Source organism: Lysobacter sp. M15, from assembly GCF_022662515.1.
Classification (GTDB): domain Bacteria; phylum Pseudomonadota; class Gammaproteobacteria; order Xanthomonadales; family Xanthomonadaceae; genus JAKPBU01.
Genome location: NZ_JAKPBV010000009.1, coordinates 59,156 through 82,699 on the forward strand (window position 1 = coordinate 59,156; position 23,544 = coordinate 82,699).

Genomic DNA, 23,544 nt, shown 5'->3' on the forward strand with positions numbered 1-23,544 from the left:
GGGGCATAGCGAATGAATACCCAGAAAAAGCCAAGATTGGTGCTGGTCGGCAACGGCATGGCCGGCGTCCGCGCGCTGGAAGAGTTGCTGAAACTCGCGCCAGATCTTTACGACATCACCGTCTTTGGTGCAGAACCGCATCCCAACTACAACCGGATCCTGCTTTCGCCAGTGCTGGCTGGCGAACAGACGCTGGAACAGATCGTCCTCAACGACTGGGCCTGGTACCGGGAGCACGGCATCACCCTGCACGCCGGAAAGAAAGTCGCCCGCATCGATCGGGCGACGCGTCGTGTCATCGCGGAGGACGGCACCGAGGCCGAGTACGACCGCCTGTTGCTGGCCACCGGTTCGACGCCTTTCATCCTGCCGATCCCGGGGCGCGAGCTGGGCGGCGTGCTCGCCTATCGAGACATCGCCGACACCGAGGCGATGATCGCCGCGGCGGCGAAACATCAACGCGCGGTCGTGATCGGCGGCGGCCTGCTGGGGCTGGAGGCGGCCAACGGGCTCAAGCATCGCGGCATGGACGTCACCGTGGTGCATCTGCTCGATCACCTGATGGAGCGGCAACTCGACCCGACTGCAGCCAGCCTGCTCAGGATTTCGCTGGAACAACGCGGCATCGCCTTTGCGATGGCGCGCAAGACCGAGGCCCTGCTCGGCGACGAAAACAACCGCGTGCGTGCCGTGCGCTTCGCCGATGGAGAGGAGATCCCCGCCGAGCTGGTGGTCATGGCGATCGGCATCCGCCCCAATGCCGAACTGGCCGAGCAGTGCGGGCTGCACTGCAATCGCGGCATCGTCGTCGACGACACGATGATGACCTACGATCCGCGCGTCTACGCCATCGGTGAGTGCGCCAGCCATCGCGGCGTCGCCTACGGACTGGTGGCGCCGCTGTTCGAGCAGGCCAAGGTCTGCGCCAACCACCTGGCACGCTTCGGCATCGGCCGTTACGCGGGATCGATCCTGTCGACCAAGCTCAAGGTCACCGGCATCGACCTGTTCTCCGCCGGCGATTTCATGGGCGGCGAAGGAACCGAGGAAATCATCCTCTCGGACCCGATCGGCGGCGTGTACCGGAAACTCGTCCTGAAGGAAGACAAGCTCATCGGCGCCTGCCTGTATGGCGATACGGCCGACAGCTCGTGGTATTTCAAGCTGTTGCGCGATGGCCGCAACGTTGCCGACATCCGCGATTCGCTGATGTTCGGGGAAAACAATCTCGGCGACACCGGACACGGCGGCGCAGACCGCGCCATGGCGATGGCGGACGATGCCGAGGTCTGCGGCTGCAACGGCGTGTGCAAGGGCACGATCGTTTCGGCGGTCAGGAGCAAGGGCCTGTTCACCGTCGACGACGTGCGCAAGCACACGAAGGCGTCGAGTTCGTGCGGTTCGTGCACCGGCCTGGTCGAACAGATCCTGGCCAGCACGCTGGGCGGGGAATATTCGGCCGCGCCGAAGAAGAAGCCGATGTGCCCGTGCACCGAGCACAGCCACGAGGAAGTGCGCGCTGCGATCCGTGAGGAACATCTCACCGAAATGACGGCGACGATGCAGTACCTAGGCTGGAAGACGCCCAACGGCTGCGCGAGCTGCCGCCCCGCGCTCAACTACTACCTGACCAGTACCTGGCCGCACGAGGCGCGCGACCAGCCGCAGTCGCGCTTCATCAACGAACGCGCGCATGCCAACATCCAGCGCGATGGCACCTATTCGGTGGTGCCGCGCATGTGGGGCGGCATCACCAGCGCGAGCGAGCTGCGCCGCATCGCCGATGTCGTCGACAAGTACCAGATCCCCACGGTCAAGGTCACCGGCGGCCAGCGCATCGACCTGCTCGGGGTCAGGAAAGAGGATCTGCAGGGCGTCTGGCGCGACCTGGACATGCCCAGCGGCCATGCCTACGCCAAGGCGCTGCGCACGGTGAAGACCTGCGTGGGTTCGGAGTGGTGCCGCTTCGGCACCCAGGATTCCACCCGCATGGGCATCGAGCTGGAGCGGGCGTTGTGGCGCATGTACGCGCCGCACAAGGTCAAGCTGGCGGTGTCGGGCTGTCCGCGCAACTGTGCCGAATCCGGAATCAAGGACGTCGGCGTGATCGGCGTGGATTCCGGCTGGGAGATCTATGTCGGCGGCAACGGCGGCATCAAGACCGAGGTCGCGCAGTTCTTCTGCAAGCTCAAGACGCACGAGGAGGTGCTCGAGTACGCCGGCGCGTTCCTGCAGCTGTACCGCGAGGAAGGGTTCTACCTCGAGCGCACGGTGCACTACATCGGCCGCGTCGGACTGGACTACTGCAAGCGCCGCGTGCTCGAGGACGCCGAAGGCCGCCGAGCGCTGTACGCGCGCCTGCGCGACGCCCTGCGCGACGAGCCGGACCCCTGGCACGAGCCGGCCAAGGCGCAGGTCGACCTGCGCCAGTTCAAGCCGATTCCCATCCGCCTCGAGGACCTGGCTTATGCGGACTAGCTGCCTGTGCAAGGCTTGCCATGACTGACCGCCACGACTGGCTGCGCGTGTGCGCACGCGAGGATATCCCCGTGCTCGGCGCGCGTATCGTGAGGCGCGAAGGCCGCGACGATGTCGCCCTGTTCCGGACCCAGGACGATCATGTGTTCGCGGTCGTCGACCGCTGCCCGCATCGCGGCGGGCCGTTGTCGCAAGGCATCGTGCACGGCCGCAGCGTGACCTGTCCCCTGCATGGCTGGAACATCGGCCTGGACGATGGCCAGGCGGTCGCGCCCGACGTCGGCTGCGCGCAGGTGTTCCAGGTGCGCGAACACGATGGCGATGTGTATCTGCGGCGCGACGAGCTGTTCGCGCAGGACTCGCCCGTGGCGCTGGCCTGTAGCGCCTGAGTATGAACGTCGCGGCCTCCTACATCCCGCCGCCGCGACGCGAGACGCGCTCGACCTGCTGCTACTGCGGGGTCGGTTGCGGGGTGGTGATCGAAAGCGAAACCGGCGTCGACGGCCATGCGCGCATCGTCGGCGTGCGTGGCGACGAAACGCACCCGGCCAACTTCGGCCGCCTGTGCTCCAAGGGATCGACGCTGCATCTCACCGCCGTGCCCGAGGTCTACGCGCAGGTGCGCGCGCTGCGGCCCGAGTTCCGCCGCCAGCGCGGCCAGCCGCGCATCGCGGCAAGCTGGGACGACACGCTCGATTACGTCGCCGCGCGGCTCGGCGACATCGTCCAAACGCACGGCCCGGACGCGTTGGGCTTCTACATCTCCGGCCAGCTGCTGACCGAGGACTATTACGTCTTCAACAAGCTGGCGAAGGGGCTGGTCGGCACCAACAACATCGATACCAATTCGCGGCTGTGCATGAGCTCGGCCGTCGCCGGCTACAAGCGCACGCTGGGTGCGGATGCGCCGCCGTGCAGTTACGAGGATCTCGACCACGCCCGCACGGTGTTCGTCGCCGGCGCCAATCCCGCATTCGCGCACCCGATCCTGTTCCGCCGGTTCGAAGATGCGCGCGCGCGCAATCCAGCGGTGCGGCTGATCGTGGCCGATCCGCGCCGCACCGATACCGCCGAAGCCGCCGACCTGCACTTGCCGCTGGCGCCGGGCAGCGACGTGGCCCTGTTCCTCGGCATGCTGCACGTGCTGATCGACGAATCGTTGATCGATCGCGACTACATCGCCGCGCACACCCACGGCTTTGCCGACCTGGAATCGCTGGCGCGCGAATGGACGCCGGCGCGCGCGGCGTCCGCCTGCGCATTGCCGCAGGCGGACATCGTGACCGCCGCGCGCTGGTTCGCCGATGGCCCGTCGCTGTCGCTCTACTGCCAAGGCCTGAACCAATCCACTTCCGGTACGGACAAGAACGCCGCGTTGATCCAGCTGCACCTGGCCACCGGCCAGATCGGCAAGCCCGGCGCCGGTCCGTTCTCGCTTACCGGCCAGCCCAATGCGATGGGCGGGCGCGAGGTCGGCGGCATGGCCAATCTGCTCGGCGGCCATCGCGACCTGGCCAATCCGGTGCATCGCGCGGAAGTCGCGGCGCTGTGGGGCGTGCCCTCGGTTCCGGAACTGCCGGGCAGGACCGCCGTGGAAATGTTCGAAGCGGCCGCAGACGGCGCGATCCGTGCGCTGTGGATTGCCTGCACCAATCCGGCCCAGTCGCTGCCGGACCAGCGTATGGTCCGTCGTGCGCTGGAGCGGGCAGAGTTCGTCGTGCTGCAGGACGCCTATGCCAGCACCGCCACCGCGCCCTACGCCGATGTGCTGCTGCCGGCCAGCACCTGGGGCGAGAAGGACGGCTCGGTGACGAATTCGGAACGCCGCATCTCGCGCGTACGCGCCGCGGTGCCCGCGTATGCGCAGTCGCGTGCGGACTGGCAGATCGCACGCGACATCGCGCAGCGACTGGAGCCGCGGTTGCGCCCGGGACGACCGAGCCTGTTTGCGTACGACACGCCCGAAGACGTCTGGAACGAACACCGCGAGAGTACCCGCGGCCGCGATCTCGACATCACCGGCCTGTCGTACGCGATGCTGGACACGCAAGGCCCGCAGCAGTGGCCGTTGCCGCAGGGCGAGACCACCGGCAAGCCGCGCCTGTACGGCGACGGCGTCTTCGCCACGCCCGACGGCCGCGCGCGCTTCGTCGCTGCGGGCCCGCGCGCGCTGGCCGAGCCGGCCGATCGTCGCTATCCCTTTGCCCTGGGCAGCGGCCGCCTGCGCGATCAATGGCACGGCATGAGCCGCACCGGCACGGTGACGCAATCGTTCGGACATGCGCCGGAACCGGCGATCGACGTGCATCCGGACGATGCCGCACGCATCGGCGTCGGCGAACACGATTTCGTCTATGTCACCTCGCGCCGTGCCAGCCAGGTCATGCGCGTGCGCCTGGACGACAGCCTGCAACCGGGGAGCACGTTCGTCGCGATGCATTGGGGCGGCGAATGGGTGGGGGGCCGCTCCAGCCGCGCCTCGGCGCTGGGCGTCAACGGGCTGACGACGCCCGCGCTCGATCCGACGTCCAGGCAGCCAGAACTCAAGCACGCCGCGGTGAAGCTGCTGAAGGCCGATCTGCCGTGGCAATGGGTGGTGGCGGGCTATCTTCCCGACGAGGATTGGCTGACATCGCAGCAGCGTCTGCGCGCCGGCTATGCGGACTACGCCTACGCCAGCTGCGTTCCGTTCGGACGCGAACGCAATGGGCTGGTGTGGCGCGTGGCTGCGCACGAACCTGCCTCCGCGGTGCAGATGCAGGAAGTGGAGCGTCTGTTCGGCCTCGACGATCGTGCACGGGTACTCAGCTACAACGATGCGCGGCGCGGCTCGACGCGCCGCCTGCGCATCGACGACGGGCGCCTGACCGCCGTGTCGCTCGCCGGCGACGTCTCGGCCTATGGCTGGCTGAGGGACATGCTGGCCAGCGGCGAGCCGATTTCCGCGCTTGGCCGCCTGCTGCTGCTGCCCTCGCGGTCCGCTCCGGCGGCGCACCGACCGCGTGGCCGCACGATCTGCAACTGCATCGGCGTCACCGAGCAGGCCATCCATGAGTGGCTGGCCGCGCCCCGCGGCCGGGTCGCCGACATGCTCCCGGGATTGCAGGCCGCATTGCGCTGCGGAACCCAATGCGGTTCGTGCGTGCCCGAGCTCAGGCGGATGATCCGCGAGCACGCGGAGCCCGTCACATGACCGGCGCCGCTTTGGACATCACCGCCATGCTGCGCGAACTCGGCCGTGGCGCGCGCGCAGCGCGTGCGCTGTCGCGCGAACAGGCGCGCGGCGTGTTCGCCGCCATGCTGGCCGGCGAAATCGATCCGCTGCGCCTGGGCGCGTTGCTGATCGCGTATCGCATCAAGGGCGAAACCGCCGAAGAACTTAGCGGCATGCTCGACGCCGCGCACGCCACCCTGGCGCCGATGCGGCTTGCGCCGCCTGCCGCGACGACCAGCACGCCCGTCGTGATCGCCAGCTACAACGGCGCGCGCCGGTTGCCGAACCTGGTGCCGCTGCTGGCCATGTCGCTGGCCGCGCGCGGCGTGCCGGTGCTGGTGCATGGCGACGGGGCGGACGGCTATGGCCGCGTCAGCAGCGCCTCGGTATTTGCCGAACTCGGCATCGGCGCCTGCGCATCGCAGGCGGAGGTGGCAGCGGCGCTCGTCTCGCAGCGGCCCGCATTCGTCCCGATCGAGGTGCTGTCGCCGCCACTGGCCCGCCTGCTCGCCCTGCGCGAACGCATCGCCCAGCGCAACTCGGCGCATACGGTGGTCAAGCTGCTCAACCCGTTCACAGCGCCCGCATTACGCCTGGTCAATTACACGCATCCGCCGTATCGCGACACCTTGTTCGAGCTGTTCAACGCGGTTGCGCCGCCGCCCGCGCCCGGCGTGCTGCTCGCGCGCGGCACCGAGGGGGAAGCCGCGGCGGACCCCCGGCGCCAGGTCGCGGTCGAATGGCTGGCCGATGGTTCGGCGCAAACCGTAATCGCTTCCAACGGCGAAGCCTGCGGCACCGTTGCGCTCCCGGCACCAGACGCCCTCGGCACTGCAGCCTGGACCGCGCGCGTGCTCGCCGGCGAAGCCGCCATGCCCGCGACGTTGCTACGGCAGATCGAGGTCATCGTCGCCTGCAGTCGACGTCCCGGTGTCGATGACACCAGGCGGGACATCGCGGCTACGCACCCGGCAGTGGGAGCGCGCTTCACGGCATCCGCCACCGTGAAGCGGACGGGTCGCATTGGCGCGGAATCACTGGGTGAGGAGGTCGTTAAATGAAACATGTACTGAGCCATGTGCGCGGTGGCGACTGGAAGTCGCTGCTTGCCTGCTTCCTGTATTTCGATACCGGTTTCACCGTGTGGGTGATGTACGGCCCGCTGGCGCAATCGATCAGCGGCGACCTGGGACTGTCGCCGTCGCAGAAGGCGTTCCTGACCGCGGTGCCGGTGCTGTCGGCCGCGTTGTTGCGGGTGACCTTCGGCAACCTGTACCAGGCCATGGATGGCCGGCGACTGGCGTTGCTCGGCATCGTGCTGTCCGCGATTCCGTCGGCGGTGCTGCTGTTTCTGCCAACGATGCCTTCGTTGACCCTGCTGCTGGTGCTGGGCGTGCTGCTGGGCATGGGTGGGGCCAGTTTCGCCGTGGCCTTGCCGATGGCCGGCAGCGGCTATCCGCCGAATGTGCAGGGACTGGTGCTGGGCCTGGCCGCGGCCGGCAATATCGGCGCAGTGGTCGATGGCTTCCTGTTTCCGACCCTGGCCGAGCGTGTGGGTTGGCAACACTCGATGGCGGCGGCGTTGCCGCTGCTGGCGCTTTCCGCCGGGGCCTTGCTGCTATGGGCGCAGGATCGTGCGCCCAAATCCGGTAGCGTGCCGCGTGCCGCCACGGGGTTCGCCGCCACGCTGGGGGTACTGGTCGTGCTGGTATTGATCGTCAATGCCGGTCTGTTCGGATTGGGCGGCAAGCCCGGCATGCTGCTGTTGCCGGTGATCGGTTCCCTGTTCGTGGTCGCGGTGCTGCCGCGGCGCTACCGGAGCGTGTTCGCCGAACGCGACACCTGGGCGATGATGTTGATCTACTCGATCACGTTCGGCGGCTTTGTCGGTATGTCGTCCTACGTCAGCCCGCTGCTGATCGACATGTACGGCCTTTCGCAGGTGCACGCCGGACTGTGGATGGCAGCGCTGGCATTCACCGGGGCGATGCTGCGGCCGGTCGGCGGCTGGATCGCCGACAAGGTGTCCGGTGTGCGCGCCTTGCTGGTGCTGCTGGCAGCGATCGCCGTGTGCGATGTGGGTTTCGCCGTGTTCAAGCCCGGCGTCCAGGGCGGCATTGCGCTGCTGGTGGCCCTGTACGTGGCCTTCGGCCTGGGCAATGGCGCATCGTTCCAGCTGGTGTCGCAGCGCTGGGTCGGCAAGGCCGGATTGATGTCGGGCGTGATCGGCGCCGCGGGCGGCATCGGCGGTTTCTATCTGCCGATGGCGCTGGGCACCGCCAAGGAGAATCTGGGCAGCTACTGGGTCGGCTTCGCGGTCTTCGGCGGCATTTCGGCCGCTGCGTGGCTGATGCTGGCCGCGCTGCGCCGGGAATGGCTGGCCTGGGCGCTGCCCGAGGAAGAAGAGGTGGAAGACGACACGGCCCTGTCCCTGGGCGGCGCGACCGAAACGGCCTAGCGCCCGATGAGCAGGACGTTGTTTCCGCTCTTCGCCGACCTGCACGACCGTCCGGTCCTGCTGGTCGGTGGCGGGGCGATCGCCGAACGCAAGGCGCAGCTGTTGCTGGACGCGGGAGCGCGACTCAGCGTGGGTGCGCCGACGCTCACCGCGACGCTGCAGGCATGGTGCAGCGCCGGACGCATCGCGCATCTGCCCGGTCCGTTTCAACCCGGCTGGATGTCGGGCCAGCGCCTGGTGATTGCCGCCACGGATGATGTCGCCGTCAACCGGCAGGTGGCCGCCGCTGCCGAAGCGCACAACGTCTTCGTCAATGTCGTCGACAGCGTGGAGCTTTCCAGCTTCCAGGTTCCGGCGACGGTCCACCGCACACCGTTGGTGATTGCGATTTCCTCGGGCGGCGCGGCGCCGATGCTTGCGCGGCGGGTACGCGAGCGGCTGGAAGCGTCGCTGGAACAGTCCCTGGGGCCGCTGGCCCGGCTGCTGGAAGGGTTTCGTTCGCGGATCCGCGAGCGCTTCCCCACTCTGTCGCGGCGACGCCGCTTCTACGAGGAGATACTGGGCGGCGAGGTCCCGCGCCTGGTCGAACAGGCGCGGGTCACCGACGCCGGCCAGGTATTGAGCGATGCGCTGGAGGCTGCCGACACCATTGCTTCCGGTGTCGGCAGCGTGACCCTGGTCGGGGCCGGCCCAGGCAATCCGGAATTGCTGACGTTGGCCGCGCTGCGCGCGCTGAACACGGCCGACGTGATCCTGTTCGATCGCCTGGTGTCTCCCGGTGTTCTGGCCATGGCGCGACGCGACGCGGAGATGATCGACGTCGGCAAGCAGGGCGGCGGCCTGCACGTGCCGCAGGAGCGCACGCACGAACTGTTGCTCGAACACGCACGCAACGGTTCGCACGTGGTGCGGCTCAAGGGCGGCGACCCGTTCGTATTCGGCCGCGGGGGCGAGGAAATCGAGTTCCTGCGCGGGCACGGTGTGCCGTACCGCGTGGTTCCGGGCATCACCGCCGCGCTGGCCTGCGCCGCCTATGCCGGCATCCCCCTGACCCATCGCGATCACGCGCAGTCTCTGCGGCTGCTCACCGCGCACTGCAAGATCCGCTTCAGCGATGAAGAGTGGACTGCGCTCGCCGCCGGCCGGCAGACGCTTGCGATCTACATGGGTGTGCGTGAGCTGCCCACGTTGCGCGAGCAGCTGCTGACTCACGGCATGCCGCCGGATACCTCGTTTGCCCTGGTCGAGAATGGCAGCCTGCCACAGCAACGCACGATCTGCGGCGTGCTGTCGGAGCTACCGGAACTGGCTGCACGACACGCGGTGCAATCGCCGGCGCTGCTGATCCTCGGTCCGACGGCCGCTAACGCCCAGCGCCTGCACTGGTATGGCGCGTCGCCGCTGGCGCGTTAGCTTCCTCGCCATTCTTCCGTTGCGGTTGTTCGATCGCACATCCCGGTGCCTTGCCGGCCCGCGTGGGAACGGATCGCTCGCCGTCTGCGGATGCCTGGGTGCTTGCGACGCAAGCTCGCGTTACAGGATGTCCAACCTATTTGCCGATGCAGAACGTGGCGAAGATCCGGCCGAGCAGGTCGTCCGGCAGGGTCCGGCCGGTGATGTCGCCGAGCGCATCGTGGGCGCTGCGCAGCGCCTCGGCCGCGAGGTCGAGCGTCTCGGTGGCGAGTGCGGTCCGCGCCTGGACGAGCGCGAGCGCGGCGGCGCGCAAGGCCTCGACGTGGCGCGCGCGCGCGGTGAATGCGCCCTCCTCTGCCGACTCGCCACTGCCCGTCGACGCTTCGCGCAGCTGCGCGTGCAGCGCTTCGAGTCCGAATCCGGTCAGCGCCGAGACCCGGATGCCGGAGTCCGCCGTAGCCGCCGCGGGCACGAGATCCGCCTTGTTGTGCACCACGAGCAGACGCGGCACATCGGCGACGGCCGCGCGCACCGCTTCCCATCCGGCCTCGGGATCGCACGCATCCAGAACGACCACTGCCAGATCCGCGCGCTGCAGCTCGTCCCGGGCCCGGCGCATGCCTTCGCGTTCGATCGCATCGCCGCCTTCGCGCAGCCCTGCGGTGTCCACCAAGGTCAGCTCCACCCCGTCCACCCGCACGGTTTCGCGCAACAGGTCGCGGGTGGTCCCGGCGATGTCGGTGACGATCGCGCGCTCACTGCCGGCCAATGCATTGAGCACCGAGCTCTTGCCCGCATTGGGCGGGCCGACGATCACCGCATGCAGGCCGTCGCGCAGCTTCTGCCCGCGCTCGGCGGCCTGCAACAGGGCATCGAGCTGATGGCTCGCGTCCTCCAGACGACCATGCAGGGCCTGGCCGCCTAGGGTGTCGAGCGGCTCGTCGGCGAAGTCGATCGCCGCCTCCACGTGCACCCGGATCGCGAGCAGGCTGTCGGCGAGCGTATCGACGCGTCGGGAGAACTCGCCGTCGAGTGCGCGCCGCGCCGCGCGCGCGGCGCGTGCATCGCCCGCCGCAATCAGGTCGGCGACCGCCTCGGCCTGGGCAAGGTCGAGCTTGCCGTTGAGGTAGGCGCGTTCGCTGAATTCGCCTGGCCGCGCCATCCGCGCGCCGAGCGCGCAGCAGGCTGCGATCAGCGCCCGCAGCACCGCCGGACTGCCATGCGCCTGCAGCTCGACCACGTCCTCGCCGGTGTAGCTGGCTGGTGCGGCGAAATACAGGGCGATGCCGTCGTCGATCGTTTCGGCCTGCGCACCACGAAACCGCGCGTGATACGCGCGACGCGGCGTCAGCGCTCGTGCGCACACGGTTTCGCCAATCTGCACCGCGCGCGGCCCCGACAGGCGCACGATGCCGACGCCGCCGCTGCCTGCCGGCGTGGCGATGGCCACGATGGTGTCGGTGACCGGGCTGATGGTGGTGCTCATGGCGCCATGGTCGCAGAGCCGGGCCGGGACGACGAAGCCGCCTTGCGGCGGTTCGTTTGCATCACTTCGTGGCGGCGGCCTTGGCCTTGCCACCCTCGGGCGCCGGTCCGGACTTGTCGCCGTACTTGCGCAGCATCCACCACTGCTGCAGCAGGCCGAGCGATCCGTTGGTGACCCAGTACAGCACCAGGCCGGCCGGGAAGAAGATCATCATCACCCCGAACACCAGCGGCATCAGCTGCATCATGCGCTGCTGCATCGGGTCCATGCCGACCATCGGCGTGAGCTTCTGGGTGAGCCACATCACGCTGATGTTGATCACCGGCAGGATGAAATACGGATCGGGTGCGGTGAGGTTCTGGATCCAGCCGATCCACGGCGCATGCCGCAGCTCGACCGCCTCGAGCAGGGTCCAGTACAGCGCCAGGAAGATCGGCATCTGGATCAGCACCGGCAGGCAGCCGCCGACCGGGTTGATCTTCTCCTTCTTGTACAGCTCCATCAGCGCCAGCTGGAATTTCTGCTTGTCGTCGCCGTAGCGCTCTTTCAGTTGCTGCACGCGCGGCTGGAACTTGCGCATCTTCGCCGCCGACTTGTACTGCGCCGCCGAGAGAGGGAACAGCAGCGCCTTGACGATCACCACCAGACCGACGATCGCCCAGCCCCAGTTGCCGAAGATGCCGTGCAGCCAGGACAACACCGAGAACAGCAGTTCCGCGATCCAGGCCAGCCAGCCGTAGCTGCTGAAGTCGACCGCGCGCTCCAGCCCCGGCACGTCCTGCGCCTGGATCCCCTTGACCAGCTTCGGCCCGACCCACAGACGCGCCTCGGTCGCGGCCCTGGCGCCCGGCGCGACGCTCACGCCTGGACCGACTTCGCGGATCAGATACTGGGTGCCGTCGGTTGCGCGCGTGGTATCCAGGGAGTAGGTAGCGACATCGTTCGCCGCCGGAATCCAGGCGCTGAAGAAATGGTGCTGCAGCATCGCCACCCAGCCGCCGGTGACTTCCTTGCTCAGGACCCCGTCGCCGAAGTCGTCGAACTTACGCTTCTCAAGTTTGTCCGCATTGCTGTACCAGGCCGCGCCGTGGAAGCTGTAGGACTCCGGATGGGTGAAGCCAGACTTCACCACCGGCGGCACGCGTACCAGCTGGCGGTAGACATAACCCTGCCATGGCGCGTCGCCGGCGTTGACGACCTCGTCGCGTACGCGGATCGCGAAATCGTTGCGCTGGAGCGTGTACACGCGGCGGATCGTCACGCCGTTCGGACCATGCCAGACGAACGGCACGGCGATGCTGTCGACGCCGCGCGGCAATACGTAATTGGTACGGTGCTGCTCGGGCACGAAGCCGCGCTCGTGCGAGGGCGCGGCGTTGGCACTGCTGACCCAGCCGCTCTCGGCGGCGAAGTGGCTCGCGGGGTTGTCGTCGAACAGCTTCACCGGCGGGCTGTTCTTCTCGGTCGTCTGCGGATATCGCAGCAGTTCGGCGCTGCGCACTCGGCCGCCGTCGATCGTCAGGCGCAGGGCATCGGTCGTGACCGTGACGGTCTGCGCGGTGGTCGCGGCGCGCGCTCCCGGTTGCGGGGTCGGTGCGCCTGGGGCCTGCGGTATCTGCGCTGCGCTGGGCGCCTGCGGCACCGAGCCGGTGGCGGAAGCGGTAGGTGCCGGAGCGGCGGACGTGGTCGCGCGCTGCGCCGCCTTGTCCTGTCCCCACGCCATCCACAGCATGGCGGCCACCATCAGCCAGGCGAAGATCAGGAACGTGCGGGTCTGGTTCATGCGAAAGGGGTCGGGAAAGGCGGGGGGCGCGTCGCAACGGAAGACGCCGAAGGGGTGGCGGACGGACAGGCCAACGCGATCACGTAGGACACGCGATCAGTCCGCGCTCGGGGATTGGGCCGGCATTGTGCCGGTCACGGCGGAAAGCGGCAACGCGGCGGCGCGTTGCAGGAGCGAAGCGAACGCCTCGCGCAGCACAGCATTGTCCACTGCACGCGCCGCCGCGCGCGCCACCACGACATAGGCTCCCGGCGGCAGCGCGCCGCGACTACGGCGGAATTCATCGCGCAGGACCCGCTTGATCCGGTTGCGTCCGGTGGCGTGCGGGTCGACTTTGCGCGACACCGCCAGGCCCAGGCGCGCGCCGGGACCGGGGTGCTCCGCGTCATGCAGGACGTGCAGCACCAGCAGCGGATGCGCGATGCGCCGGCCCTGGGCGAAGGTGCGAGCGAACTCGGTCTTGGCGCGCACGCGCGCGGACGCAGAAAAACCCGCGTTTGCGGCGCGGGTCGGGGTGGCTTGCGGGCTGTCTTGCCGAGTGCCTTGCAAACCGGGGCTCACGAAATCGACGGCCGCGTCCGGGCCGGCGCGATGCTGCCGTCAGGCAGTGAGGCGCTTGCGGCCCTTGGCGCGGCGACGCGCAAGAATCTTGCGCCCATCGGCGGTCTTCATGCGGGCACGGAAGCCGTGGTCGCGCTTGCGCTTGAGGTTGCTCGGCTGATAGGTGCGCTTGGTGGCCATGGCGGCGACTCTTTAGGTAATGCGGACGTAGAGAACCAGAAAGTTTAGGCTCCGATACGTGGGCGGTCAAGGTGCGGGGCGCCCTGCACCCTTGTCCGTCCTGTGGATAACTTCCCACTCCGCCCGCCCCGGTGCTACCCTGCCGCATCCCTAGTTTCCGCTCCGCGATGCCCGCATCGCGCGGCCTTCTTTTCGGTATTGCTCGCCTGATGGATGCCTGGCCCCGTTGCCTCGAACGCCTGGAAGCCGAATTCCCGACCGAGGATGTGCACACCTGGCTCAAGCCGCTGCAGCCCGGTCGCCGCGATGACGGCTTCGTCCTGTACGCGCCCAATGCCTTCGTCATGGAGGAAGTCCGCACCCGCTATCTGGCGCGGATTCGCGAGCTGCTGGCCCATTTCTCCGGTTCGCCGGACGTGAGCCTGGAAATCGGGTCGCTGCGGCGTGCCGTGGCGCCCATCGTGGCGAGCATGGTCCCGCAGCCGCGGGTGGCCGACCCCGCGTTCCACGGCAATCTCGACAGCCACTACACCTTCGACAACTTCGTGGAAGGCCGCAGCAACCAGCTCGGGCGCGCAGCTGCGTGGCAGGCGGCGCAGACCCCCGGCGATCGCGCCCACAACCCATTGCTGCTTTACGGCGGCACGGGCCTGGGCAAGACCCATCTGATGTTCGCCGCCGGCAACGCCATGCGTGCGGCCAATCCGGCGATGCGGGTGATGTACCTGCGCAGCGAGCAGTTCATGAATGCCTTCACCAAGGCGCTGTACGACAAGTCCAGCGGCGGCATGGAGGCGTTCAAGCGCCAGTTCCAGGGGATCGAAGCCCTGCTGATCGACGACATCCAGTTCTTCGCCGGCAAGGACCGCACCCAGGAAGAATTCTTCCACACCTTCAACGCGCTGTTCGACGGACGCCAGCAGATCATCCTCACCTGCGATCGTTACCCGCGCGAGGTAGAGGGGCTCGAGCCGCGCCTGAAGTCGCGCCTGGGCTGGGGTCTGTCGGTGGCGATCGACCCGCCCGATTTCGAGACCCGCGCCCAGATCGTGCTGTCCAAGGCGCGCGAGCGCGGCGCGCAGATTCCCGAGGACGTCGCCCACCTGATCGCGAAGAAGATGCGCAGCAACGTGCGCGACCTGGAAGGCGCGCTCAATACCCTGGCCGCGCGCGCTAACTTCACCGGCCGCGCGATCACCCCCGACTTCGCCCAGGAAACCCTGCGCGATCTGCTGCGCGCGCAGCAGCAGGCGATCGGCATCGGCAACATCCAGAAGGTCGTGGCCGATTACTACGGGCTGCAGATCAAGGAAATGCTCGGCGCCAAGCGCACCCGCTCGCTGGCGCGTCCGCGACAGATGGCCATGGCCCTGGCCAAGGACCTGACCGAGCATTCGCTGCCCGAGATCGGCGATGCCTTCGGCGGTCGCGACCACACCACCGTACTGCATGCCTGCCGCACGATCCGCACGCTGATGGAGACCGACGGCAAGCTCAAGGAAGACTGGGAAAAGCTCAATCGCAAATTGAGCGAATAACGTGCCGATCGGATGCCCGCGTCTGCGCCCGTCCAGAGGCATCCCTGCCCCCGCCATCGGCTAGCCACCGCCCTGCCCTTGCACTAGCATGGCGACGGGTTTCCCGCGGTCGATCTCAAGATGCTGTGCGCCATTGCGGGCGCGTCGGCAGATCTTGTGGACAGTCCCGGGTTGCGCAGCGGGACAAGTTGTGGACAAGTCGGGTCCTGGCCCCGCTGCCGAAAACCATCCACAGCTTGTGCAGGCCCCGCGCAGCCCCTTATCCGCATGGTTGCCGGTAGAATTAATGCATAATAATCAACGAGTTAACAGAGTTATACCGGCTGCGGACCGGCCCAAGCACTACCACTGTCTTTGATTTTCACTCTTCCCAACAGCAACAGCCGGGGATCCATCCGATGCGTTTCAGCCTGCAGCGCGAAGCCTTGCTCAAGCCCCTGGCCCAGGTCGTCAATGTCGTTGAGCGGCGACAGACTCTGCCGGTGCTGGCGAATCTGTTGGTCCAGGTCAAGGGCGGCCAGCTCTCGCTGACCGGCACCGACCTGGAGGTGGAGATGGTGGCGCGCAGCCCGGTCGACGATGCGCAGGATGGCGAGACCACGATTCCGGCGCGCAAGCTGTTCGACATCGTCCGGGCCCTGCCCGACGGCAGCAAGATCGCGGTCAACCAGGTGGGCGACAAGATCACGGTCCAGACCGGGCGCTCGCGCTTCAGCCTGGCCAGCCTGCCGGCCAACGATTTTCCTTCGATCGACGAAGTCGAGGCCACCGAACGCGTTTCCGTGCCCGAGGCTGCGCTCAAGGAATTGATCGAACGCACCGCCTTCGCCATGGCCCAGCAGGATGTGCGCTATTACCTCAACGGCCTGCTGTTCGATCTGCGTGACAGCTCGTTGCGCTGCGTGGCCACCGACGGACACCGGCTTGCGCTGTGCGAGGCCGCGCTGGAAGGCGCCGGCAAGCGCCAGATCATCCTGCCGCGCAAGGGCGTGCAGGAGCTGCAACGCCTGCTCGAGGGCGGCGATCGCAGCCTAGAGCTGGAAGTCGGCCGCAACCACCTGCGGGTGAAGCGCGACGATGTGACTTTCACCAGCAAGCTGATCGACGGCAAGTTCCCCGATTACGAGGCGGTGATTCCGATCGGCGCCGACCGCGAGGTCAAGATCGACCGCGAAACCCTGCGTGCGGCCCTGCAACGCGCGGCGATCCTGTCCAACGAAAAGTATCGTGGGGTGCGGATCGAGGTCTCGCCCGGGCAGCTGAAGATCAGCGCCCACAATCCCGAGCAGGAAGAAGCGCAGGAAGAGGTCGAGGCCGAAACCAAGGTCGACGGGCTAGCGATCGGCTTCAACGTCAATTACCTGCTCGATGCCCTCACTGCCCTGCGCGACGAGCACGTGATCCTGCAGCTGCGCGACGCCAATTCCTCGGCGCTGGTCCGGGAAGCCGGCAATGAGCGCAGCCGGCATGTGGTGATGCCGCTGCGGCTCTGATGCGCACCGCGTTCCACGTGGAACCAACCTGCTTCGCCCGGTCCGCGCCGGGCGAAGTCGTTTGGAGCCCACCCTCGGCTCCATGCCGGAGCCAAGCGCACCGGGTATGGGCGGTTAGCGATGGACCGGCTGTAGCCTGATGCGAATCACTCGCCTGACGATAGCGGGCTTGCGGAACCTACAACCGACCGATCTGCGGCCGGGACCAGGGCTCAACGTGCTGGTCGGACCAAACGGCGCAGGCAAGACCAGCGTGCTCGAAGCCCTGCACCTGCTGGCCTATGGACGCAGTTTCCGGGGGCGGGTTCGGGACGGGCTGGTGCGGACCGGCCGCGACGCGCTGGAGGTCTTTGCCGAATGGGACGAGCCCGGAGGACGTATCCGTCGGGCCGGGCTGCGGCATGCGGGACAGACCTGGAGCGGCCGACTCGACGGCGCGTCGGTGAGCCAGCTTGGAGAGCTATGCGCGGCGCTGGCGGCGCTCACCTTCGAACCCGGCAGCCATGCGCTGATCAGCGGGGGCGGCGAAACCCGACGCCGGTATCTGGATTGGGGTTTGTTCCACGTGGAACCGGACTTTCTGGGGCTCTGGCGGCGCTATAGCCGGGCCCTCAAGCAGCGCAACGCGCTGCTGAAGCTGCGCGCCGGGGTGGATCAGTTCCAGGTCTGGGATCAGGAGCTGGCCGAAATGGGCGAAGTGCTGACAGCGCGGCGTGAGCTCTACCTGGATGGTCTGCAACCCCGGCTGCGGGCGGCGTCGGGTGAATTGGCGCCTGGGCTGGGGAAGGCGGCATTCGCGTTCCAGCCGGGGTGGCGGCGCGAGCAGCTGTCCCTCGCCGATGCTCTGCTGCTCGCGCGGGAGCGCGACCTCGTCACCGGTTTCACATCGGTCGGGCCGCACCGGGCCGACTGGCGGATTACGCACGCGCAGCGTCCCGATCAGGAAGCGCTTTCGCGAGGGCAGGGCAAGCTCACTGCGTTGGCGGCGCTGCTGGCGCAGGCGGAGGATTTCGCCGCCCGTCGTGGACAATGGCCCCTGGTCCTGCTGGACGACCTTGCCTCGGAGCTGGATCTGCCACACCAGCGGCGCCTGCTGCAGCGGTTACGCGCCAGCGATGCGCAGGTGTTCATCACCGGCACCGAAGTCCCGCCCGCGCTCGCCGGCACCGGGTTCGATTTGTTCCACGTGGAACAAGGAAAAGTGTTACACGCCGAGGGCGGCTCGCTACAGCATTAACGTTTTATGCGAAATATCCAGGAGGTTGGGCCCGCCGAGCCGGCCCCACTGGTATAATTTTCCGCTTCAATCCCTATAGCTAATGTGTCGCGGCCCGCTGCAGCGCGGTTCCGCGCCGAACAGAGCGCATGACGGAAAACAACACACCCGAAAATCCTGGCCAGACCACTGCGGGCCAGACCGGTTACGACTCCAGCAAGATCACCGTGCTGCGCGGCCTGGAGGCCGTGCGCAAGCGCCCGGGCATGTACATCGGCGACGTGCACGACGGCACCGGCCTGCACCACATGGTCTTCGAGGTGGTCGACAACGCCATCGATGAAGCCTTGGCTGGTCATGCCGATGACATCGTGGTGACCATCCACGAGGACGGCTCGGTATCGGTCTGGGACAACGGACGCGGCATTCCGGTGGACACCCACAAGGAAGAGGGCGTATCCGCGGCCGAGGTCATCATGACCGTGCTGCATGCCGGCGGAAAGTTCGACGACAACAGCTACAAGGTCTCCGGCGGCCTGCACGGCGTTGGCGTGTCGGTGGTCAATGCGCTCAGCGAAAAGCTCACCCTGGACATCTGGCGCGACGGCTTCCACCACCAGCAGGAATACGCGCTCGGCGAGCCGGTGTATCCGCTGCGCCAGCTCGAGGCTTCCGACAAGCGCGGCACGCTGCTGCGCTTCTGGCCCTCGAACGCGATCTTTACCGACACCCTATTCCACTACGACATCCTCGCGCGCCGCCTGCGCGAACTCTCGTTCCTCAACTCCGGCGTCAAGATCACGCTGCTCGACGAGCGCGGCGAGGGCGAACGCGACGTGTTCCAGTACGAAGGCGGCATCCGCTCCTTCGTCGAGCATCTGGCGCAGCTGAAGACGCCGCTGCATCCCAACGTGATCTCGGTGACCGGCGAGCAGAACGGGATCACCGTGGACGTCGCCCTGCAATGGACCGACGCCTACCAGGAAACGATGTTCTGCTTCACCAACAACATTCCGCAGAAGGACGGCGGTACCCACCTGATCGGCTTCCGCGCCGCGCTCACCCGTACCCTGAGCAACTACATCGAACAGAACGGGATCGCCAAGCAGGCCAAGGTCTCGCTGTCAGGCGACGACATGCGCGAGGGCATGATCGCCGTGCTGTCGGTGAAGGTGCCCGACCCCAGCTTCTCGTCGCAGACCAAGGAAAAGCTGGTCTCCTCCGACGTGCGCCCGGTGGTGGAATCCACCTTCGGCCAACGGCTCGAGGAGTTCCTGCAGGAGCATCCCAACGAAGCGCGCGCGATCGCCGGCAAGATCGTCGACGCCGCGCGTGCGCGCGAAGCCGCGCGCAAGGCGCGCGACCTTACCCGGCGCAAGGGCGCGCTGGACATCGCAGGGCTCCCGGGCAAGCTCGCCGACTGCCAGGAAAAGGATCCGGCGCTGTCGGAACTGTTCATCGTCGAGGGCGACTCGGCCGGCGGTTCGGCCAAGCAGGGCCGCAATCGCAAGAACCAGGCGGTGTTGCCGCTGCGCGGCAAGATCCTCAACGTCGAGCGCGCGCGCTTCGACCGCATGCTCGCCAGCGCCGAGGTCGGCACCCTGATCACCGCACTGGGCACCGGCATCGGCCGCGACGAATACAACCCCGACAAGCTGCGCTACCACCGCATCATCATCATGACCGACGCGGACGTGGACGGTTCGCACATCCGCACCCTGCTGCTGACCTTCTTCTACCGGCAGATGCCCGACCTGATCGAGCGCGGCCACATCTATATCGGCCTGCCGCCGCTGTACAAGCTCAAGCAGGGCAAGCAGGAGCTCTACCTGAAGGACGATGCGGCGCTGGACGCCTACCTGGCCGGCAACGCGGTCGAAGGGGCCGGGTTGATCCCGGCGACGGACGAGCCTGCGATCGAAGGCATGGCCCTGGAGCAGCTGCTGCTGGCCTATGCCGGCGCGCGCGCCGCGATCGCCCGCAATGCGCACCGCTTCGACCCGATCGTGCTCGAATCGCTGATCGACTTCACTCCGCTCGACGCGCAAAGCCTGGCGCTCAACACCGACGAGGCGCATGAACTCACCGCGCTGGAGGCCAGGCTCAATCGCGGCGGCCTGGGCCAGCCCCGGTACCGGCTGGTGCTGCAGGCGGCCAACGAATCGCGCCCGGTCGCGCTGCTGATCATCCGTCGGCACATGGGCGAGGAACTGACGCAGGTGCTGCCGCTGTCGATTTTCGAACATGGCGAACTGCGCCCGCTGCGCGATGCCGCCGCGGCCCTGCATGGCCTGGTCCGCGAAGGCGCGCAGATCGTGCGCGGCAACAAGACCCAGCCCGTCGCCAGCTTCGCCCAGGCCCAGGCCTGGCTGCTGGACGAAGCCCGCAAGGGCCGCCAGATCCAGCGCTTCAAGGGCCTGGGCGAAATGAACCCCGAGCAGCTCTGGGACACCACGGTGAACCCGGATACCCGCCGTCTGTTGCAGGTGCGGATCGAGGATGCGGTCGCGGCCGACCAGATATTCAGCACGTTGATGGGCGATGTCGTCGAGCCGCGGCGCGAGTTCATCGAGGACAACGCGCTCAAGGTCGCGAATCTGGACGTGTAGAACGCGGCCGCGTTGGCGGCGTGCGACGGCGCGTTTCAGCGCCGATCGTGGCGGGTGGCTGAACGCCCGCCCGCGCGCCAACGCGGACTTCACCGCATGCGGGACTAGCCTAGCGGCCCCGATTCGCCGAGGAATGCCCATGAAGCCGCAGCTACCGGCCCTAGTCCTGGCCGCCGCCGTTTCAGCCACCGTCGCCGGCTGCGCCACCACGACCTCGCCGACCGGGCGCAAGCAGTACGTCGGCGCCGTCTCCCAGCAGCAGCTCAACCAACTCGGCGCGCAGGCCTTCGCGCAGCTCAAGTCGCAAAAGCCGCAGACCAGCAACAGCGCCCAGCGCAGCTACGTGTCCTGCGTAACCAACGCTATCGTCAGCCAGCTGCCTGCCGAGTGGCGCAGCGGCGGTTGGGAAAGTGCAGTGTTCGTCGACAACGACCCCAACGCGTTCGCCCTGCCCGGCGGCAAGGTGGGCATTTACACGGGCATCTTCAGTGTCGCGAAGAACCAGGACCAGCTCGCCGGCGTGATCGCGCACGAGATCGGCCACGTCGTCTCCCGCCATCATGATGAGCGCCTAACCCGCCAGGCGGGCGCCTCCGGGGCGCTGCAGGTAGTCGGCGCGATCCTCGGATCCCGCTATGGCGAAGGCGTCGGCAATGCGGCGATGCAGGGCGGCGGCGTGCTGGCGCAGACCGGCTTCCTGCTGCCCGGCTCACGCGCCCAGGAGAGCGAAGCCGACGTGGTCGGCCAGCAGCTCATGGCACGGGCTGGTTTCGATCCGCGCGGCGCGGTCAGCCTGTGGCAGAACATGATCGCGGCCGGCGGCAGCCGCCCACCGCAATGGCTGTCCACCCACCCCGACCCTCAGGCGCGCATCGGCGAACTGCAGTCGCGTGCCGCGAGCCTGGTCCCGGCCTACCAGCAGGCACAGGCGGCAGGCCGGCGCCCGAAATGCGGCTGAAAACGTTTCACATAACGCGGGTCTAGCAATCGATCCGCGCCAATCTGCTAGCGTGCACGCCCCCAACCGGGCCTGCCCGGCGGCGTACGTCTCCACAGGTGAACAATGTCCCAACCGCAAACCCGTCAATTGGTCCTCGCTCTGCTCGCCGCCCTGTCCCTGTGCGGGGTGGCAACCGCCGCTCCGCAAGCGCCTCGCTCGCTTGAGGAACAGCGAGCACAGAAGGAGCGCGAGGCCCAGAAAGAGTCCGATTCCACGGAAAAGACGCCGGAGCAGGCGGAAGTCGCCGCGCGCTACCCCCAAGCCGATCGCATCGAGCCAGAAGGCAAGGCCACACCGAAACACGTGCCCAAGCTGAAGCAGCAGTTCGACGCCTTCAACTCCAAGGACAACACCACAGTACTGACACTGGCCGATGAACTGATCGCCGATCCGGAAACCAACCCCTACGAGAAGTCGGTGGCGGCGCGCCTGGCAGGCGCGAGCCAGCTCAATGCGGATAACGCCAAGGCGATGGCCTACCTGCAAAAGGCGATCGAGTTCAACGGATTGAACAACAACGAGCATTTCGAAGCGATGTTCCTGATCGCGCAACTGCAGATGCAGGAAAAGCAGTACGCGCAGAGCCTGGCGACGGTCGATCAGTTCCTGACCCAGACCAAGAGCCAGACGCCCGACGCATTGGCGCTCAAGGGCAATGCCCTGTACCGCCTCAAGCGCTATCCCGAAGCGGTCGAAGCACTGAAGCTGGCGCTGGCCGGGGCGCCGCAGCCGCGCGCGGACTGGACCCAGCTGCTTATGGGCGCGTACGCCGACATGGGCCAGCCCGAGGAGGCCAGCAAGCTCGCCGAACAGCTGGGGGCCGGCAACCCTGACGACAAGCAGGCACAGCTGAACTTGGCCGCGACCTACATGCAGTCCGGACAGGACGACAAGGCCGCGGCGATCCTGGAAAAGCTGCGCAGCAGCGGACAGCTGACCGAGGAACAGGACTACCGCAACCTGTTCGCCATGTACAGCAATGCAGGTGGCAAGGACAAGGAGGTCATCGCCGTCATCAACGAAGGCATGTCCAAGGGCATCCTGAAGCCGGATCACCAGGTCTATACCGCGTTGGCACAGGCCTATTGGTTTTCCGACCAGGCCGGCCCCGCGATCGAGGCCTTCAAGAAAGCGGCGCCGATTGCGCCCAACGGTGAGGCCTATCTCAACCTGGCGCGCGCGCTCAGCAACGAGGGCCACACCGCCGAGGCCAGGGAGGCCGCGAAACAGGCGCTCGCCAAGGGCGTGAAGAAGCCCGAAGACGCCAAACGGATCATCGGTACCAAGTAATTACTCGGTTGCGGCATTGGTAACCGATTACAGGTTTGTTATAAGCTTCGAGGTTCCCGCCGCCTCCACGTGACGGGACCTTCACCTCCTCCGGCGCCTCGGCACCGGGCCCCACCCGAGCTTCCCTCGCATGACCCAACGCCTGCGGACGACCGATAAAAATGATGACGATGTCGGCCTGAACTGGCCGCGCATCGCTGGCTATTCCTTCGTGGTCGCCGTGCACCTTGCCGCGCTGCTGCTGCTGCTCGCACCGGTGGCGCCACCGGGACAGCAACAGCAGGAAGAAGATGTCACCCGCGTGGTGATCATCGAGCCGCCGCCGCCGCCGCCCCCGCCGCCCCCGCCGCCGCCGGAACCGCCCAAGCCGCAGGAAATCAAGCAGCTGGCGCCGCCGCAGCCTTCGCCGATCCCGCCGCCGCCGGAGGAGCCGCCGGTGGTGTTCGACGAGCCAGCCGCCGTGGACATCCAGGCGCCGCCGCCCGCACCGCCGGCACCCCCGGCGCCGCAGCCGGACATCGGCGCGAGCGTGGACATTTCGTCCAAGAACATGAATCCGCCCAAGTACCCGCCGCGCGCCTACCAGCAGGGCGTGGAAGGCACCGTCATCCTGATCGTCGACGTGGACGCCAACGGCAACGTCACCAACGTGTCGGTGGAGAAATCCAGCCGCAACCGCGATCTGGATCGCGCCGCGATGGACGCCGCGCGCAAATGGCGATTCAACCCGTCGATCAAGAATGGCCAGAAGGCTGCCGGTCGCGTCCGCGTTCCGGTGGACTTCAAGTTGCAGTAGACCGGCTTCAGTAACGCCGCACCGGCGCG

Annotated in this window: 17 protein-coding genes; 13 read left to right on the plus strand and 4 right to left on the minus strand. The window is 67.5% G+C overall.

The features are described 5' to 3' along the window. Positions 1–12: 12 nt before the first annotated feature. From nirB to cysG, 6 genes are read left to right on the plus strand one after another with little or no spacing between them, the layout of a single operon-like run. Positions 13–2,478, plus strand: coding sequence for a nitrite reductase large subunit NirB (gene nirB, locus MC380_RS07835; protein ID WP_277929892.1), 2,466 nt, complete (start codon positions 13–15; stop codon positions 2,476–2,478). A gap of 20 nt (positions 2,479–2,498) precedes the next feature. Next, positions 2,499–2,867: a nitrite reductase small subunit NirD gene (nirD, locus tag MC380_RS07840; protein WP_242164015.1), complete on the plus strand. Its 369-nt coding sequence runs from the start codon at positions 2,499–2,501 to the stop codon at positions 2,865–2,867. 2 nt (positions 2,868–2,869) lie between these two features. Further along, positions 2,870–5,671, plus strand: coding sequence for a nitrate reductase (locus MC380_RS07845; RefSeq protein ID WP_242164017.1), 2,802 nt, complete (start codon positions 2,870–2,872; stop codon positions 5,669–5,671). Next, the gene (gene ybiB / locus MC380_RS07850; RefSeq protein ID WP_242164018.1) at positions 5,668–6,753 is read left to right on the plus strand and encodes a DNA-binding protein YbiB; all 1,086 of its coding nucleotides are present in this window, start codon (positions 5,668–5,670) and stop codon (positions 6,751–6,753) included. The genes MC380_RS07845 and ybiB overlap by 4 nt, the downstream gene beginning before the upstream one ends. After that, positions 6,750–8,150, plus strand: coding sequence for an MFS transporter (locus tag MC380_RS07855; protein ID WP_242164020.1), 1,401 nt, complete (start codon positions 6,750–6,752; stop codon positions 8,148–8,150). Before ybiB ends, MC380_RS07855 begins: the two co-directional genes overlap by 4 nt. Positions 8,151–8,156: 6 nt before the next feature. Then, positions 8,157–9,563, plus strand: a complete 1,407-nt coding sequence (cysG, locus tag MC380_RS07860) for a siroheme synthase CysG (protein WP_242164022.1) — start codon at positions 8,157–8,159, stop codon at positions 9,561–9,563. A gap of 136 nt (positions 9,564–9,699) precedes the next feature. Here cysG and mnmE read toward each other — a convergent pair whose 3' ends face one another. The 4 genes from mnmE to rpmH all read right to left on the minus strand — a co-directional run bounded on the left by mnmE (position 9,700) and on the right by rpmH (position 13,573). After that, positions 9,700–11,049, minus strand: a complete 1,350-nt coding sequence (gene mnmE / locus MC380_RS07865) for a tRNA uridine-5-carboxymethylaminomethyl(34) synthesis GTPase MnmE (RefSeq protein ID WP_242164024.1) — start codon at positions 11,047–11,049, stop codon at positions 9,700–9,702. A 61-nt stretch (positions 11,050–11,110) separates the two neighbouring features. Then, entirely contained in the window at positions 11,111–12,832 is a 1,722-nt protein-coding gene (yidC, locus tag MC380_RS07870; protein ID WP_242164026.1) for a membrane protein insertase YidC, read from the minus strand. A gap of 96 nt (positions 12,833–12,928) precedes the next feature. Beyond that, on the minus strand, positions 12,929–13,393 hold the full coding sequence (rnpA, locus tag MC380_RS07875) for a ribonuclease P protein component (protein WP_343223557.1): 465 nt from the start codon (positions 13,391–13,393) through the stop codon (positions 12,929–12,931). Between the two features lie 39 nt (positions 13,394–13,432). Further along, on the minus strand, positions 13,433–13,573 hold the full coding sequence (gene rpmH, locus MC380_RS07880; RefSeq protein ID WP_013536759.1) for a 50S ribosomal protein L34: 141 nt from the start codon (positions 13,571–13,573) through the stop codon (positions 13,433–13,435). Positions 13,574–13,782: 209 nt separating this feature from the next. On the opposite strand from rpmH, the gene dnaA reads away from it, so the two are divergent. The 7 genes from dnaA to MC380_RS07915 all read left to right on the plus strand — a co-directional run bounded on the left by dnaA (position 13,783) and on the right by MC380_RS07915 (position 23,515). After that, positions 13,783–15,111: a chromosomal replication initiator protein DnaA gene (gene dnaA / locus MC380_RS07885; RefSeq protein WP_242164028.1), complete on the plus strand. Its 1,329-nt coding sequence runs from the start codon at positions 13,783–13,785 to the stop codon at positions 15,109–15,111. Positions 15,112–15,509: 398 nt separating this feature from the next. Beyond that, positions 15,510–16,604 carry a DNA polymerase III subunit beta gene (gene dnaN / locus MC380_RS07890; protein WP_242102144.1) on the plus strand — a complete coding sequence of 365 codons (1,095 nt, stop codon included), beginning with the start codon at positions 15,510–15,512 and terminating at the stop codon, positions 16,602–16,604. A 139-nt stretch (positions 16,605–16,743) separates the two neighbouring features. Further along, positions 16,744–17,841: a DNA replication/repair protein RecF gene (gene recF, locus MC380_RS07895; protein ID WP_242164029.1), complete on the plus strand. Its 1,098-nt coding sequence runs from the start codon at positions 16,744–16,746 to the stop codon at positions 17,839–17,841. A 128-nt stretch (positions 17,842–17,969) separates the two neighbouring features. Further along, the gene (gyrB, locus tag MC380_RS07900; RefSeq protein WP_242102142.1) at positions 17,970–20,429 is read left to right on the plus strand and encodes a DNA topoisomerase (ATP-hydrolyzing) subunit B; all 2,460 of its coding nucleotides are present in this window, start codon (positions 17,970–17,972) and stop codon (positions 20,427–20,429) included. Positions 20,430–20,568: 139 nt separating this feature from the next. Beyond that, positions 20,569–21,387 (plus strand): M48 family metallopeptidase, encoded by an 819-nt coding sequence (locus MC380_RS07905; protein ID WP_242102141.1) that lies wholly within the window; start codon positions 20,569–20,571, stop codon positions 21,385–21,387. A gap of 105 nt (positions 21,388–21,492) precedes the next feature. Then, positions 21,493–22,719 (plus strand): tetratricopeptide repeat protein, encoded by a 1,227-nt coding sequence (locus MC380_RS07910; RefSeq protein ID WP_242164031.1) that lies wholly within the window; start codon positions 21,493–21,495, stop codon positions 22,717–22,719. A 130-nt stretch (positions 22,720–22,849) separates the two neighbouring features. Beyond that, the gene (locus MC380_RS07915; protein WP_242102139.1) at positions 22,850–23,515 is read left to right on the plus strand and encodes an energy transducer TonB; all 666 of its coding nucleotides are present in this window, start codon (positions 22,850–22,852) and stop codon (positions 23,513–23,515) included. Positions 23,516–23,544 lie beyond the last annotated feature (29 nt).

Coding starts and splice junctions, on each gene's coding strand:
- MC380_RS07855 (WP_242164020.1), top strand. CDS start 6,750: ATGAAACATGTACTGAGCCATGTGCGCGGTGGCGACTGGAAGTCGCTG.
- dnaN (WP_242102144.1), top strand. CDS start 15,510: ATGCGTTTCAGCCTGCAGCGCGAAGCCTTGCTCAAGCCCCTGGCCCAG.
- gyrB (WP_242102142.1), top strand. CDS start 17,970: ATGACGGAAAACAACACACCCGAAAATCCTGGCCAGACCACTGCGGGC.
- MC380_RS07905 (WP_242102141.1), top strand. CDS start 20,569: ATGAAGCCGCAGCTACCGGCCCTAGTCCTGGCCGCCGCCGTTTCAGCC.
- yidC (WP_242164026.1), bottom strand. CDS start 12,832: ATGAACCAGACCCGCACGTTCCTGATCTTCGCCTGGCTGATGGTGGCC.
- nirD (WP_242164015.1), top strand. CDS start 2,499: ATGACTGACCGCCACGACTGGCTGCGCGTGTGCGCACGCGAGGATATC.
- cysG (WP_242164022.1), top strand. CDS start 8,157: ATGAGCAGGACGTTGTTTCCGCTCTTCGCCGACCTGCACGACCGTCCG.
- nirB (WP_277929892.1), top strand. CDS start 13: ATGAATACCCAGAAAAAGCCAAGATTGGTGCTGGTCGGCAACGGCATG.
- mnmE (WP_242164024.1), bottom strand. CDS start 11,049: ATGAGCACCACCATCAGCCCGGTCACCGACACCATCGTGGCCATCGCC.
- ybiB (WP_242164018.1), top strand. CDS start 5,668: ATGACCGGCGCCGCTTTGGACATCACCGCCATGCTGCGCGAACTCGGC.
- dnaA (WP_242164028.1), top strand. CDS start 13,783: ATGGATGCCTGGCCCCGTTGCCTCGAACGCCTGGAAGCCGAATTCCCG.
- MC380_RS07915 (WP_242102139.1), top strand. CDS start 22,850: ATGACCCAACGCCTGCGGACGACCGATAAAAATGATGACGATGTCGGC.
- MC380_RS07910 (WP_242164031.1), top strand. CDS start 21,493: ATGTCCCAACCGCAAACCCGTCAATTGGTCCTCGCTCTGCTCGCCGCC.
- MC380_RS07845 (WP_242164017.1), top strand. CDS start 2,870: ATGAACGTCGCGGCCTCCTACATCCCGCCGCCGCGACGCGAGACGCGC.
- recF (WP_242164029.1), top strand. CDS start 16,744: ATGCGAATCACTCGCCTGACGATAGCGGGCTTGCGGAACCTACAACCG.
- rpmH (WP_013536759.1), bottom strand. CDS start 13,573: ATGGCCACCAAGCGCACCTATCAGCCGAGCAACCTCAAGCGCAAGCGC.